This window comes from Pseudomonas sp. zbq_18 (assembly GCF_043102245.1).
In the GTDB taxonomy this organism is placed as follows: Bacteria; Pseudomonadota; Gammaproteobacteria; order Pseudomonadales; family Pseudomonadaceae; genus Aquipseudomonas.
In genome coordinates, this window is the sequence record NZ_JBICIT010000019.1 from 28,367 (window position 1) to 43,492 (window position 15,126).

Annotated in this window: 11 protein-coding genes; 8 read left to right on the forward strand and 3 right to left on the reverse strand. The window is 57.7% G+C overall.

The window, feature by feature from the left end; genetic code table 11:
• Nucleotides 1-157 precede the first annotated feature (157 nt).
• From ACF8C6_RS15405 to fhuF, 4 genes are all read left to right on the forward strand, one after another.
• A complete protein-coding gene (locus ACF8C6_RS15405; protein ID WP_392500094.1) occupies nt 158-2,251 on the forward strand; it encodes a TonB-dependent siderophore receptor in 2,094 nt (697 codons plus the stop codon).
• On the forward strand, nt 2,241-3,239 hold the full coding sequence (locus tag ACF8C6_RS15410) for a GNAT family N-acetyltransferase (protein WP_392500095.1): 999 nt from the start codon (nt 2,241-2,243) through the stop codon (nt 3,237-3,239). Before ACF8C6_RS15405 ends, ACF8C6_RS15410 begins: the two co-directional genes overlap by 11 nt.
• Before the next feature lie 152 nt (nt 3,240-3,391).
• Nucleotides 3,392-4,687 carry a lysine N(6)-hydroxylase/L-ornithine N(5)-oxygenase family protein gene (locus ACF8C6_RS15415; protein WP_392500096.1) on the forward strand — a complete coding sequence of 432 codons (1,296 nt, stop codon included), beginning with the start codon at nt 3,392-3,394 and terminating at the stop codon, nt 4,685-4,687.
• Nucleotides 4,688-4,703: 16 nt separating this feature from the next.
• Nucleotides 4,704-5,453, forward strand: coding sequence for a siderophore-iron reductase FhuF (gene fhuF, locus ACF8C6_RS15420; RefSeq protein ID WP_392500097.1), 750 nt, complete (start codon nt 4,704-4,706; stop codon nt 5,451-5,453).
• Nucleotides 5,454-5,634: 181 nt separating this feature from the next.
• On the opposite strand, the gene fhuB is transcribed toward fhuF, so the two are convergent.
• Genes fhuB through ACF8C6_RS15435 form a run of 3 tightly spaced genes read right to left on the reverse strand, consistent with a single transcriptional unit; the run spans nt 5,635 to nt 9,271 of the window.
• Entirely contained in the window at nt 5,635-7,650 is a 2,016-nt protein-coding gene (gene fhuB, locus ACF8C6_RS15425; protein WP_392500098.1) for a Fe(3+)-hydroxamate ABC transporter permease FhuB, read from the reverse strand.
• Nucleotides 7,647-8,504, reverse strand: a complete 858-nt coding sequence (locus tag ACF8C6_RS15430; RefSeq protein ID WP_392500099.1) for an ABC transporter substrate-binding protein — start codon at nt 8,502-8,504, stop codon at nt 7,647-7,649. Before ACF8C6_RS15430 ends, fhuB begins: the two co-directional genes overlap by 4 nt.
• On the reverse strand, nt 8,504-9,271 hold the full coding sequence (locus ACF8C6_RS15435) for an ATP-binding cassette domain-containing protein (protein ID WP_392500100.1): 768 nt from the start codon (nt 9,269-9,271) through the stop codon (nt 8,504-8,506). The genes ACF8C6_RS15430 and ACF8C6_RS15435 overlap by 1 nt, the downstream gene beginning before the upstream one ends.
• 291 nt (nt 9,272-9,562) lie before the next feature.
• On the opposite strand from ACF8C6_RS15435, the gene ACF8C6_RS15440 reads away from it, so the two are divergent.
• Genes ACF8C6_RS15440 through ACF8C6_RS15455 form a run of 4 tightly spaced genes read left to right on the forward strand, consistent with a single transcriptional unit; the run spans nt 9,563 to nt 15,082 of the window.
• Nucleotides 9,563-10,771 carry a tyrosine-type recombinase/integrase gene (locus tag ACF8C6_RS15440; protein ID WP_392500101.1) on the forward strand — a complete coding sequence of 403 codons (1,209 nt, stop codon included), beginning with the start codon at nt 9,563-9,565 and terminating at the stop codon, nt 10,769-10,771.
• A complete protein-coding gene (locus ACF8C6_RS15445; protein ID WP_392500102.1) occupies nt 10,768-12,294 on the forward strand; it encodes a hypothetical protein in 1,527 nt (508 codons plus the stop codon). The genes ACF8C6_RS15440 and ACF8C6_RS15445 overlap by 4 nt, the downstream gene beginning before the upstream one ends.
• Complete coding sequence (locus tag ACF8C6_RS15450; protein WP_392500103.1) at nt 12,291-14,639, forward strand: hypothetical protein; 2,349 nt, start codon at nt 12,291-12,293, stop codon at nt 14,637-14,639. The genes ACF8C6_RS15445 and ACF8C6_RS15450 overlap by 4 nt, the downstream gene beginning before the upstream one ends.
• Nucleotides 14,636-15,082: a hypothetical protein gene (locus ACF8C6_RS15455; RefSeq protein ID WP_392500104.1), complete on the forward strand. Its 447-nt coding sequence runs from the start codon at nt 14,636-14,638 to the stop codon at nt 15,080-15,082. The genes ACF8C6_RS15450 and ACF8C6_RS15455 overlap by 4 nt, the downstream gene beginning before the upstream one ends.
• The last annotated feature ends 44 nt before the right edge of the window (nt 15,083-15,126 follow it).

Sequence of the window (15,126 nt, forward strand, 5' to 3'; positions counted from 1 at the left end):
ACGTCTAGTAGAGGCACAACACACAAATGCGAATCCTTCTGATTAATTTTTTACTGGGGAGCGGTTGATGAAACAGCAGTCGAAATACCAACCAAGAGCACCTTTCGCTAAGGCTCGCCTGCCACTGGCCATGGCTTGTGCTCTAGGCGCCCTCAGTATGGGCCTGCATGCAGAAGAGGCCTTGCAGTTGGAAGCGACCAACATCAGCGGCGAACTGGATAGCCCGGTCGGCGAAGACCAGGGTTATGTGGCCAAGAACAGTCGCAGCGCCACCAAGATCAACACGCCCTTGAGCGAAACGCCACGCTCCATCTCGGTCGTCACCGAAGAGCAGATGGTGGACCGCAATGTTCAGACCATCAGCGAAGCACTGCGCTACTCCGGCGGCGTGCAGGCCGGTTTTTACGGCGAAGACAACAAGCAGGACTGGTTCATCATCCGCGGCTTCAAGCAGGCCAACAACGGCCTGTTCATGGACGGCTCGCGCATCTATTCCAGCGCCTTCTACAGCTGGCAGATCGACCCTTACATGCTGGAGCGCATCGAAGTGCTCAAGGGCGCGGCCTCCGTGCTCTACGGTCAGACCCCTCCGGGCGGGCTGATCAACCTGCAGAGCAAGCGTCCGACTGCCGAGAACCGCAATGAAGTGGGTATCCAGTACGGCAGCTTCGACCGCAAGCAGGTCAACCTGGACGTCGGTGGCAAGCTGGATGAAGAGGGTGATCTGCTCTATCGCGTGGTCGCCCTGAGCCGCGATACCGGCACCCAGGTGGATGACGTCGACGCCGCGCGCATCCTGCTGGCACCGTCGATGACCATCAATTTCAACGAGGACACCTCGCTGACCCTGCTGGCCAGCCTGCAGAAGGATCGCTCCGATCCTCAGTTGCAGTTCCTGCCGTCCAGCGGCACGATCAGCCACAACCCCAACGGCGACATCGATACCGATACCGCCGTGGGCAACCCGAAATACGAGACCTTCGAGCGTGACCAGTACACCCTGGGCTATGAGCTGAACCATCGCCTCAGTGACACCTGGGACTTCCAGCAGAACCTGCGCTACGGCCACATGGATCTGGAACTGCGCCAGCTGTTCTTCTACGGCAACCTCACCGATCGTGTGATCAACCGCGGCCTGACCTACAACGATGGCAAGGCTGACAACCTGTCGGTGGACAACCGCCTGCTCGGCAACTGGATCGGCGATCGCTGGGAAAACACCCTGCTGCTCGGCTATGACTACCAGCAGCTGAAGATCAATGACCGCAGCCCCAATGGTTATCCGAACTTCGGGGTCATCCCGCCGCTGGATATCTTCAACCCCGGCAACAACACCCCGCTTTTCGGTTCGATTCCGATTGGCAACGACGTACCCGTGGGTGACTTCGCCCTGGAAGACAAGGACACCCGCGCCGACCAGAACGGTTTCTACATCCAGGAACAATTCAAGTACGACGACTGGGTGTTCCTGCTCGGCGGCCGCTATGACCGCTCGCGCACGGACTTCGACAACCAGACCACCGGTGAGAAAAACAACGTCCGTGACGACAACTTCACCTGGAGCGGTGGTGTGGCCTATGTCATGGACAATGGCCTGACGCCTTACATCAGCTACTCCGAGTTCTTCCTGCCGGTTACCGACCTCAATCGCGTCACTGGCGAACCCTTCAAGCCGCAAGAGGGCGACCAGAAGGAAATCGGTCTGAAGTACGAGCCGCAGGGTCTGGATGCCATGTTCACTGCCGCGGTGTTCGAGCTGACCCAGGAAAACGTCACCAAGAACCAGGGCGGTGTACCGACCCAGCTGGGCGAGGTGCGTAGCCGGGGTATCGAGCTGGAAGCGCAGGCCAACGTCACCGAGAACATCAGCCTGATTGCCAGCTATACCAAGCTCGACCCGGAAACCACCAAGACCACCAATCCCGCCGAGAAGGACAAGACGCCGGCCAACGTCGCCGACGAGATGGCCTCGTTGTGGGGCAAGTACCAGTTTATCGGTGGCGCGCTCGATGGTCTGGAGTTCGGGGCCGGCGTACGCCACACCAGCTCGACCTACGGCGACAACACCGAAACCCTGGAAGTCCCGTCCTACACCCTGGTCGACGCCATGATCGGCTACCGCATCCAGGACATCCGCCTGCAGCTGAACGCCAGCAACCTGACCGACAAGGAGTACGTCACCGCCTGTGACTACTACTGCTGGTACGGCAACCGTCGCAATGTCATCGCCAGTGTCAGCTATGAGTTCTAAGACGCTGCAACAACTACCGCTGCCCTCCGGGCAGCGGCTGGTGGGCCGCGATGATGGCGCCAGCCTGGCCCTGCACCTGGACGAGCGCGCTTTGTTGCGTGCTCGTCGCCAGGGCGAGCTACTCGTTCCGCTGGAGTTGGCTGCAGGGCAGCAGTCCGAAGCCTTGTGGGCGCTGGCCTACTGGTGCTTCGCCAATGATCCTCAGCTGCAGGCCGTGCGCCTGCAACTGGACGCGGTCGACCCGGCCCTGCTGGCCAGCGGCCTGCTGGTCGGCGAGAGTGCCGATCTGCGTATCGAGCGTGCGCTGTTCTGGCAATTGCCGGGACCATTCCTGCGCCAGGCCGGCAGTGCCGGCTACCCCCAGCTGATGGTCATGCACGCCAGCGGCCGTCGCCATCCGCGTCGCGCGCCCAAGCCAGTGGGCGAGGTCTACCGCCGTTTCGATGCCCGATTGGGCGCCTGGATTTCCCTGCGCAGCCTGGATATCGACACGGATCTGGAACGCTTCAACCGCTGGCAGAACAGCGCCCGCGTGGCGGCGTTCTGGCAGGAGGAGGGCGATCTGGCCAAGCATAGCCGTTACCTCGAGGAGCTGGCTTGCGACCCACGTGTGCTGACCCTGATCGGCTGCCTCGACGACGAGCCGTTCGCCTACTACGAAGCCTACTGGGCCAAGGAAGACCGCATCGCGCCGTTCTTTGAGGTCGACGACTACGACCGCGGCATCCATATGCTGGTCGGCGAGGAACGCCATCGCGGGCCGCACAAGGTGGCCAGCTGGCTCACTGCGCTGACCCACTACCTGTTCCTCGACGAGCCACGCACCCAGCGGGTCGTTGCCGAACCCCGCGCCGACAATGCGCGGATGATCGGCCACATGCAAGCGCAGGGTTACCACAAGACCAAGGAGTTCGATTTCCCGCACAAGCGCGCGGCCCTGATGGTGCAGTCCCGCGAGGTGTTCTTCGAACGCTGCCGCCTGGCGTAAAGCAGTAAGCCCGCAATGTTTGTCTGTGGGCCCATAGAACAAAAGAGCCGCGCCCGAGCGTGGCCGTGAACTGATGAGGTTGGGCAAGGCGAGTGCCTCCAGGGGCTGACTTGGCCTTTACACGAACCATCCGCCGAGGATCGGGGCCTGACATGAGCATAGAAACACTGGAATACGACGTAATCGGCCTGGGCTTCGGCCCTGCCAACCTGGCCATCGCGGTCGCTCTGGAAGAGGATCGCCGCGTGCGAGAGCACGGCCTGCGCTACTGCTTCCTGGAAAAGAAACCGGCCTTCGAATGGCACGGCGGCATGCTGCTGGACGACAGTCGCATGCAGATTTCCTTCCTCAAGGACCTGGCCACGCTGCGCAACCCGGCCAGCCGCTACACCTTCATCAACTACCTGCACCAGAAGCAGCGCCTGGAAGCCTTCATCAACATCAGCACCTTCACGCCCTCGCGCCTGGAGTACAACGACTACCTCGGCTGGGCGGCGGCGCACTTTAACGACCGCGTGCACTATGGCGAGGAAGTCATCGGCGTCGAGCCGGTGCTGGAGGGCGGCGAGATCAGCCGCGTGAAGGTCATCTCACGGCTGGCCGATGGTCGTACCCGCGCGCGCATCACTCGCAACCTGGTGGTCAGCATCGGTGGCGAGCCGTTGATACCGGAGGTGTTCCGTTCGCTCAAGGGCGATCGCCGGGTCATGCATTCCTCGACCTATCTGGAACGCATCCAGGCCTGCCATGAGCCGCGCCGCCTGGCCGTGATCGGTTCGGGACAGAGCGCTGCGGAAATTTTCAGCGACCTGTGCGACCGCTATCCCAATGCCGAAGTGTCCATGGTGATGCGCAGCCAGGCCTTGCGCCCGGCCGACGACAGCCCCTTCGTCAACGAGATCTTCGATCCGGCCTACACCGACGTGGTCTACGGGCAGGCTCCGGCAGCGCGCGAGGCGCTGATCCAGGCCAATGCCCAGACCAATTATTCGGTGGTCAACCTGGATCTGATCGAAAGCATCTACCAGCGTCTGTACCTGCAGAAAGTCAGCGGCCATGCGCCGCATAGTCTGCTGCCGTCGCGGCATATCGAAGCCGTGGAGGCGAGCGAGCAGGGTATCCGCCTGGCGTTGCAAGGGCCACAGGGGCGTGAAGACCACCTGTTCGATGCCGTGGTGCTGGCCACCGGCTACCGACGGGATGGCTACAAGCGTCTCCTGGAGAGTCTGCAGGAGCACCTGCGCGAAGGTGTCGAGCGTGACTATCGTCTGTGCAGCCAGCCGCATCTCAGCGCGGGTATCTACCTGCAGGGCTGCTGCGAGGCCAGTCACGGCCTGAGCGATACGCTATTGTCGGTGCTGGCGATACGTTCCCAGGAAGTGGTCGACGCTTTGCTGGATAATCGCCGTCATCGTCAACCGACAGGAGTCGCCAGCGCATGCGCTTGATCCAGGCAGGGAATCGATGATTCCAGCCATTGCCCCGCTGTTCCAGGGGGGCTTTGCCCACTACCGCGATGTGCTGACCCTCGCGGATGACCCACGCCCGGCACTGACCGGGCGTGAGTTCGTCAGCGCCGAGCGTCTTGAAGCGCAGATGTTGCGCTTTGCTCCCGAGCATGCCGAGGGCGACCGCCGGGCGCTGATGTCGTTGTGGTCGAAGTATTACTTCCTGCGTTTGATCCCGCCGGTGCTGGCCGCCGGGCTGATCCTCAACTGGCGTTTGCCGCTGAATTTCGACGAGATCCAGGTCGTGGTGGGCGCCGACGGCCTGCCCGAGGCCTTTAAGTTGCCGCATGCCGGGGAGCGTTGGGGTACACCGCCGGCCAATGGCTTCGAGCGCTTCGAGGGGTTGCTGGACGACAATCTGCAGCCCTTCATCGATGCGTTACGCGCCCATCGCAAGATCGCCGCACGGGTACTGTGGAGTAATGCTGGCAACTACTTCGAGTGGTTCATGAGCACTCTCGGTGGCTTGCCGTTCCCCAAGCCGATGCTGGCCCAGGGCTTCGAGGTCCTGGAAAGCAGGCTGCGCCCGGACGGTGCGCGCAATCCGCTGTTCGAGCCGGTGCACTACGTGCCGCAGGGTGAAGGCTGCGCACCGTGGCGGCAACGCAAGTTGTGCTGCATCCGCAACGAGCTGGGCATGGCGATGTGCGACAACTGCCCGCTGCTGGAAGAACCTCCGGCGGAAGGTGTGGCCGTGCTGGATTGATCGGTTACGCGAGTTTAAACGTAGCCCGGATTTAATCCGGGAAGTGTGCCGAACTGCACCGGATGACAGCGGGGCTACAAGGCAGCATCCGTCATCGAGCTTTTGTGGGCGCGGATTTGGCCGCGATAAGCAGGCCACTCAGCGCCGGCCCGGATCGCGAATAAATTCGCTCCGACCCCGATCAGCGCCTATACAGACAAAGCATGAAATAAGCTCCGCCGAGCAAGGAGGCCAGCAGCCCTGCCGGCAGCTGGGCCGGGAACAGCAGGTTACGCCCCAGCCAGTCCGCCACCACCATCACCAGTGCACCGAGCAACGCCGCGCCGAGCAGCTGTGGTAAGGCTCGGGCCAGGCCCAGCAGGCGCGCCAGGTGTGGTGCCAGCAGGCCGATGAAGCTGAGAGGGCCGACAATCAGCGTGGCTCCGGCAGTCAACAGGGCGGCTAGCAGCAATAGGACGAAGCGGCTACGCCCCAGCGGCACGCCAAGTGCGCGTGGCGTGCCGTCCCCCAGCGGCAGCAACTCCAGCCAGCGGGCAAGGGGCAGGGCGGTGAGCAGCAACAGCAGGCTGCAGCCCAGTACCCAAAGTGCCATCTGCGGGCCGACGAAGTAGGTTGAGCCGGACATCCAGCCCAGTAGGTTTTGCCCACGCGGGTCGCCACCGGCCAGAAGGATCACCTGCAGGGCATCGAACAGCGCGGTGATGCTGATGCCGATGAGCAGCACACGCTCGGGCGCGAAACCGGAGCGCCGCGACAGCCCCAGTAACAACAGCAGGGTCAGGCCGGCACCCAGGCCGCCCAGCGCCAGCTGCGCCAAGGGGCCGGAGTAGGGCAGCAGGAAGAGCAGGGCGATCAGTCCCAGGGCGGCGCCGGCGCTGATGCCGAGTACTTCAGGGCTGGCCATCGGGTTACCGGTCAGGCGCTGGATCAGACATCCCGCCAGGGCCAGCATGCAACCGGCGCTGGCGGCAGCCATGACTCTCGGCCAGCGCCACTCCAGTAGGCTGCTGTCGATCAGGTGCCATTGCCAGCCGCTCGTGCCTTGGCCCAGGCCAAGCGCAAGCAGGACGGCGCCAAGCAGCAACAGACCCAGCGGCAGCAGGCGGCGCAGAGGCGCAGGGTGGCGGGTGAAAGCATGACTATCACCTGCTTGCGGCTGACCGCCAGCCAGGCGCAAGCGCGGCAGCAGCCAGAGCAGCAGCGGCGCGCCGAGCAGGGCAGTGGCTGCACCAGTGGGCACCAATTCTGCGAGTGAACCGGCCAGGCGCTGAATCGCCAGATCAGTGACGCAAAGCAGCAGGCCGCCCAGCAACGGTGCCCAGAGCAGGCGCTGACTCAGCGTGCGCGCACCGAGCAATCGCACCAGCGCAGGCGCAGCCAGGCCGATGAAGCCGATCACACCTACCACGCTGACCGTGCAGGCCGTCAGGTATACCGCCAGCAGAAGGGTAGTGAAACGCAGGAAGCGCAGCGGTACACCCAGACTCTTCACGCCGCTGTCGTCCAGTTCCAGCAGGGCCAGTGGGCGCAGTAACGGCAGCATCAGCAACAGGCCAAGGGCCAGACGCGGCAACAGCAGCTGGATGCCACTCCAGCTGTTCTGGCTAAGCGAGCCAGAGCCCCAGATGAATACCGCATTGAGGTCCTGCTGCTGGACCAGCATCAGGGCGATGTTCAGTGCACTGAGATAGAGGGTCACCACCAGGCCGGCGAGGATCAGTGTCAGCGGTGCCAGACCGCGCCGCCAGGCCAGGGCGAACACCAGCAGCGTGGCCAGGCCGCCGCCGGCCAAGGCCACCCATTCACGGCCGAGCTCCAGTGCCCAGGGCGCCCACAGGGTGGCGATCAGCAGGCCGAGCTGGGCGCCGCTGGCCACACCGAGTGTGGTTGGCGAGGCCAGGGGGTTGCGCAGGACCTGCTGCATCAAAACACCGGACAACGCCAGCACAGCCCCGCAGAGTAGGGCCATACACAGGCGAGGCAGCCAGCTGAAATGCACGATCAACTGGCGCATGTCAGCCATGTTGGGAGTCAGAGCGGCGGAGAGCCATTGGGCGGCAGGCAGGCGCGCACTCAGGTCGATACCGATCAGGAGTACGACCAGGCCCAGTAGCACGGCGCAGAGCCAGGCCGGATGGCTGGAGAAACCGTGCCTGCGGCGCACACTCAATGGGCCTTGGGCTAACAGGTCGCTCATCGGGCGTCCTCCGCAGCAAAGCGTGCTTCCAGCAAGTTGGCGAAGCGCTCGGCAGCCATCAAGCCGTTGAAACTCCACACCGGCGGCAAGGCATACAGGCGTTGCGCGCGCACTGCCGGCAGGTGTTTCCACAGTTCGCTACGAGCCAGGCCGTCCGCAGTGCCAGGTGGAAGGGGTTCCAGGTAGAGCAGGGCGGCACTCGGTTCACCGGCCAGGCTGTCGATGCCCTGCTGAGTGAAGCCCCAGTAGTTGGTCGGCCCATTCCAGGCGTTGCGCAGGCCAACGCGATCGAGAACGCCCTGGTAGATGCTCTGCTTGCCGAACAGGCGCACGTGGCGCTGATCAAGGAAGGTCACCACATAGAACGGAGGCAGATCGCGTGAGCTCAGCTGCTGCCTGACCCGCGCCATGGTGTCGTCGATACGGGCGATCATTGCTTCGCCCTCAGCCTTGCGGTCGAGCAGTTCGGCCAGCTCGCGGGTAGCGCGCTGGGCACCGAGGTAGGCCTCGGCCTCCTCGGTGTAGATGGCCAGGCTGTGCACCGGTGCAATGCGCTCCAGCTGGGCGCGGCTGGCGGCAAACTGCGGGGTGATCAGGATCATGTCCGGCTTGAGCTGGCTGAGCAGCTCCAGGTTGGGCTCGATGCGCAGGCCCAGGTCGATCACTTCGGCAGGCAGCTCGGGCGCCTGCACCCAGCGCCGGTAGCCCTCGGTTTGAGCCACGGCCAAGGGTGTCACACCCAGGCCCAGCAGGGTTTCGGTCAGGCCCCAGTCGATCACCGCTATGCGTGGCGTGCGGCTGTCGGCATGAGCCAGGCTCGCCAGCAGGGCGAACATGCACAGAAGCCAGCGCATCAAACCACCACGGCGATGGGCTGCTGGCCCTGAGGATGGCTGAGCACCTGCATGGGTAGACCGTAGATGGCTTGCAGGTTGGCCTCGGTCATCAGCTCGGCGGGACTGCCGTCGAGCAACAGACGGCCGCTGTGCAGGGCGATCAGACGGTCACAGTAGCGCGCAGCCATATTGATGTCGTGCAGCACGACGATCACGCTCAACCCCAGTTGTCGGCTGAGCCGGTGCACCAGGCCCAGCACATCGACCTGGTGAGCGATATCCAGTGCCGAAGTGGGTTCGTCGAGCAACAGATAGCGGCTGTTCTGCGCCAGCAACATGGCCAGCCAGACGCGCTGGCGTTCACCGCCGGAGAGGCTGTCGACCATGCGCTCGGCAAAACGCTCGGTATCGGTCAGCTCCAGGGCCTCGCGCACTTTGGTGTGATCTTCGGCAGAGAAACGGCCAAGCAGGCCGTGCCAGGGATAGCGGCCAAAGCCGACCAGCTCGCGTACGCTGAGGCTGTCAGCGGTGGGCAACTGTTGCGGCAGATAGGCCACCTGACGGGCGAAGTCGCGATCGTTCCAATCGCCCAGTGCTTTGTTATCGAGCAGCACTCGTCCGGCACTGGCGTGCTGCTGGCGAGCGAGCATCTTCAACAGTGTGGATTTGCCGGAGCCATTGTGGCCAATCAGACCAACCATCTGGCCTTGTGGAATATCGAGGCTGAGCGGGTGCAAAAGCGTTCGCTGTGGCAGAGCGAAGCTGACTCCATCGAGTCGGAACATGAGCAATCCTTTGGCCGAGCTGACAACAGCGCGAAGGCGGGGACTTTAGCTAAAATGATAATAAGCTGCAAACACGACTGATTAGAATCCTCGTAAGCAGATAGGCCAACAGTCGAATCGCCACGCGGCGAAGCACCAGAGCATGTACTCTCTTACAATACGTATGTTCGCATAATGTATATTATGTTAAAGACAGGACGTTTCATGAGCGTTGCATTATGCAGGCGTCATGGGCACTGAAGCCGTCTGTTCCGGGCTTTCCAGGGAGGTTTTCCTTCACTACGATACGGCATGACCTGTCAAACACTCAGATCCAGTGCAACACCCAAGGCCCTGACCGGCTGGGTTCTCCTCGATGACAATAACCTTCCTCGCTATTGGGCGACTGTCTGGGCCGACGTCCTGCAGGCGAAACTCAAAGACAGCACGCGAAGCCGATGCTTGTACGCCATTGATCGCTTGTACCAGCACTTTGCGCTGCTGCACCAAGCCGATGTCCTTGATCAGTTTCTGACTGATTGCCAATTCGATGCACTTGAGGCTGGCCTGACCGCCTTCCTGAGCGTCCTGCGAAATCAGGCCAAACGCGATGGCATTGTCAATTCCACAGTTTGGGCTTCGGCCATTAGATTCGTTGTCGATATCCTCCGCTACCTTGCCAGAGGAATAGACGCCGACAACTTGAAGGGCCGGCTAGAGAATCTGGACAAGTTGTATAGCCAGCTTGATCCATCCCCTGCAGCTAAGCCAGCTCCTATTCGAGCCTTGCCTGGGATTGTAGTCGACGACCTTTACCGGATTATGGAACCGCTTTCTCCCGGCAACCCTTTTCGTACCGAAAGAAACCGCTGGCGAAATTATTTTGTATTTATTTGCGCGTTAGCGTCTGGTTTGAGGCGAGGCGAAGTTGCCTCACTTGCAAGCGATGCTATTCAATCCGAATATGATTACGCAGCTGAAGATGATCGGAGCTGGATAAGCGTTCGGGAGAACCCATATGTTGAACTGGATCCTCGCCGCGAGGCGCCCGGCATTAAGAATGCACAGTCCAGACGTCAATTGCCAATTTCCCAAGACTTGTTACAGACAAGCGACCGCATAATTTTAGACTTCACTAGAAACAGATCACACAGCTACCTGGTAGGCTCACAGAAAGGAAAACCAATTTCCCTGCGTCAGTTGCAACGTATTTTTGAAACAGCCTCTACTCGATTGTCCCCGGCAGCGAAAAGAGCTTTGCACTTTCGCGGAAAATATAGCGTGACTCTTCATGATCTTCGCCACACTTGCGCCGTATACAGGCTCAAATGTTACATGGAGTCAGGATGTGACTTAGACACAGCAGTGGAAAAGTTGCGGGTGTTCTTTGGTTGGTCAGCCAGTTCGGAAATGCCTAGGCTTTATGCTCGCGCATATTTCGAGTCAGTGCACGCGGATGTCTGGAGCGACAAGTATGAAAAAATTGTTAGCACCTTGAGAGAGTTGGACGGCTTTGCATGAAACTCGATGACCAGTTAGATCTGTTTTATGCGCAGCAGGAAAAGCAAAAAGAGATTCATCTGCCCGTGCTGCACAAATCCATTCGATACTACGATGGGTTTTTAGAAGAGTTTCGAGTTATCAAGGATACATCTGCAGATACGTGGACTCTTGAGGTAGAAGGAAGAAATCACCGCCTTCTATTTGAGAGGATTCCAGTCCGCGAGCGCGAGTTATTTAAACATTTAGCCAGGGAAATGCTCTCTCGCCAAAGCGCTGTTTCAGTTGGCATGTTTATAGGTTCTTTGCTTGGCGAGCCAAAACATGTCATAGCAGCATTTGATATGACGCCACCAGAGTTTCGCGACTATTGGGTTGCCAACTTTCGGAGTTGGACGTACATAAATGCGCTTTCAACAAGGACTGCGGTACACTCGCTGTGTAATCTATCGTTTGGCCTTTGGAATCCGAATTACAGAGATTTTGTGAGTCTCCTCCCCTCGCCTCACCTTGACCAATATAGAACAGTCAGAACTCAAGAGTGCTTTCTACCCCTTGAAGATCAGTCGCTTCTCATATCTTATATAGATGATGTTGCAGAAAGATTGGAAGCCTCTGGGGCGACTGGCACACCGCATGAATTAGATATTATAAAGCTAAGGAATACCTGCCTGCTGATATTGAGTCATCAATATGCATTTAGGCCTGGCCAAATTGCAAAGATCAAAGCGAGTGACGTCAGGTCTCTCAACAAGAATTCATTACATATCTCGGTGCCCGTCGGAAAACAAAGAGAGTCCAAACGAGGCAGGTTAGTAACGCGAAAAATAAAAAATGAATGGATAGTTATATTTAGATCATATGGCGAGATGGCTGACGAGGTACGGCTGCATGAAAATAGTACTTTAGGGCAGCTTTACTTTTGCATGACACCTACGCAGGTCTCTGTCGCAATCGGAAATCTTACGGAGCTTCTTACTGGTGAGCGCTGGGTCGCGACAGACCTACGGCATACGGCTGCGCAACGATTGGCAGATGCCGGTGTAAGCCATATCTCCCTTTCAGAGTTCATGACACACGCGACAACTTTAACAGCTAATGTCTACTTCAACGCCTCGCCTACACAAGCCGAGCGCGTGAATCAGGCGTTGGCGCTTTCGCCTATCTACTCAAATGTTGCGGAAGTCGCACGAACAAGAGTTATTGACAAAGCAACCCTCATGCGGCTCCCACCCGACCAGCAAATAGCAGGCGTTCCACATGGAATTCCGATTGCTGGCATTGGTGGTTGCTCATCTGGACAATCGCTCTGCACGATGAACCCGATTTTGAGTTGTTATACGTGCAGAAAGTTTTTGCCGCTATTGGATTCTTCGATTCACCTAGAAGTAGTAGAAAAACTGCGCTCTGTCGTGACAGATTTTGCAGGTGCATCGCGAAACAACGAGGAGAGCCCGGCGTATACACAACTAAAGCGAATGTTTCAGGCTACCTTACGTGTTGCTGAAGAGGTCCGAGTTATAAAGTCAGAGGTTGTTGAGTGAATAGCTTTTTCAATAAATACATTGAGACTGGAAAGTCACTTGCTGAGTCGCGCGGACTAGATTGGAACCTGGCGGCAGACCTCGAAGGCAACATAATCAAGACAGCGCGCTGGGATCTCGCAAAGCTATGCGGACTTCCCTCCCCCCCATATTTCTGGCACTCATACCTGGGGCTTGACTCAAATGCACTGAATTTATTCAACGGCTACCGTGCACGCCAAGGACTCGAACCAGTTACCACTGAAATCCTTTCCAAACCGTGGCGAGATTTCTACCAAGCAGTGCTGCTTAACGAGCTCTTGGTTAAGCGCAACAAACCGGGGCATGCGCTTAACAATATTGGGCGTGCACTACGTATTCTTGCAACCTGTGCTGCGGCCGAAGCTCCATGGCAGCTTTCTCCCGATACAATTCAGTTGTCGTACAACGTGGCGCTCAGCCTGGGCAGTTCAGGGAAGTTGGCTGCCAATGTCTGTATGGTTGTACGTAATCTAATAGACGCCCTGCACATTTCGGATCGATCACCTCTGGCAAGATTTTGCGAGCCATATCCAGAGCAAATAGATCTAGATAAGAATGTTTCAAAGTTGCGTAAAGGTAACAATACGTACCGAGCAACGGAGAAGGTACGGACAGAGCTTTCTGAAAGAAAGTCTGCGGCTCGCCTGCCCGATGAAAAGGCGTTCTGGGAACTTGTCCGGATAGTGTTTACGGAAAAACCCCGAACTTTCTCAGATGCAATGCGCTTCAATCAGATCAAGATCCAAATTGCTTGTGGATTCCGGATTGGTGAAAACACCTTACTGCCTCTGGATTGGAAGCGGGCGCATGACTACATCGCCGCTGATGGTAGACCTGCTGGCGAGTTAGGTGGTATTTCTCGAGCACTATCAATTCGGCATTTCGCTGAAAAACAGGGTGACGATATAGACTCTGAAGGAGTGGTGCTTTATGAGAATACGCAAAATATTCCAAAGATTTTCGAGAACTTAATTGAAGAAGCGCTTGCGGAAGCAGAGCGGCTAAGCACCCCACTCCGTGACCGCCTTCGACAACAGATCGAAACAGGCAGACTGATTCCTGAATATCCGCTCGAGTCAATAGTCCCCGCGTGGGATATCTATAACCGTCTAACTGGATCTATTGAGCTTGCTTCCCTGCCTCCATCAGAAGAGCTAGTGGAAAAATATCGAGAAACCTTAGATTCTCAATTTCTTGAGCTAATCATCAATCAGCAGATAAGCCTAATTGCCCGCTATGGCGTATCTGACAACTGTAAGAAATATTTTAATAGGCTGCCGATTACAATTAGACGCTCCGACGGCTCTCCGCAAACGGGTAAGACCGTCTGGCATGAAGCTTATTTTTGCGTTGCTGAAGTTGAAGATATGGTAAAGAAAACCATGCCAACCAAGGTTTCGCACATAGCTCCTTTCAAATTGCAGGCCGGCAGATCTCTTCCTTCTTCGGAACTGATGTATCTCATGCCTATCCGCCCCTTAATTGAAGAGCGGAATGGTGGAGTTCTGGATGTCACGCGATATTTCGCCATAAGTCGCGCCTCCCCCCTTGATCTCCATCTTCACCTTGGTGGTCAGCCGAATAATATTTTTGCTCGCTATGGCCAGACGGAAGAGGATCGATCACTGAGCCTGAATACCCACTCCCTGCGCCATCTGCAAAATGGCGAACTATTTAGACTAGGAGTTGCGGACACCATTATCACTAAGCGCTTCAATCGCCGCAGTGTCGCTCAGAGCCATGTGTATGATCATCGTAGCCTAGCAGAAGCGCTTACAGATATTGATCTACCAGCCGGGGCTGACGCTATTTCTCCGCGCGCTCAAGAAACACTACGCATGATATTGGCCAATAAGATACGAGGGCCGATAGTAGACGAGTTTTTAGAGATTCAGAAAGAGATGGGGGATGATGTGGCATTCCAGTTTTTGTCCGCAGAGGCGGATGGTCTGCATGCAACGCCATATGGCTTTTGCGTTAATAGCTTCACGGTGGACCCCTGCCCCAAACACCTCCAATGTTATAATGGCTGCCGGCATTTAACTCGCTCAGGAATTGAAGAGGAGAACCAAAGCCTAACAAAACTAAGAGGGCGACTTCAGGAAACTGTAGAGTTAATTAACAAGACCCCGACAGAGTCTCGAAACATTGGATGGCAGAATCAGTTGCGCCATGCCGAAAATAGCCTGGCTAACTTAGATAAGGCCATTTCAACCGCTCCAGGTAACAATCCATTTCCTGATGGGCCAGACCTCTACCGATCCGTAGATGTGGCACGAGGAACGACCTTGATGGACTCCGCAATAATAAGGAGTAAAGAATGAAGCTTGAGAAGCTGGAGTCAATTCTTAAAAGAATGCTTGATGGCAATATCACTATCACCGCACGATCAATTACTCGACTGAATGATTCACCATTCAAGCATGCCAGTGATCTGACGCGTAATCCAGATAGAAGAAATCTCGTTGAAACTTATCAAGCACGGCAGCAAGAGTTGCGTGCGCTAATAGAAAAGACTGACAAGAGCTCTCGGACAAACCTCCAAGCTCGCGTAGCTCGGTTGGTAAAAGAAAATGAACTACTGAAGGAAGAGTTAGAGCTGCTCGTCGCCTCTCACAAAGCAATGCTTCTCGCGGTCGGTGAAATGGGAGGGATGGCCGCTTGGCGAAGGTTCTTTCCCACCTGGGAGGAGACCCGAAAGCGGCTTAGCCAACTACGAGCGCTACCTACAGCTGAGGTTACAGAGCTGAGTGGTCGGCAAAAATAGTCATTCTGTATAGATCTCGCTTCGCTAGAGACCTCCGAGCCTCA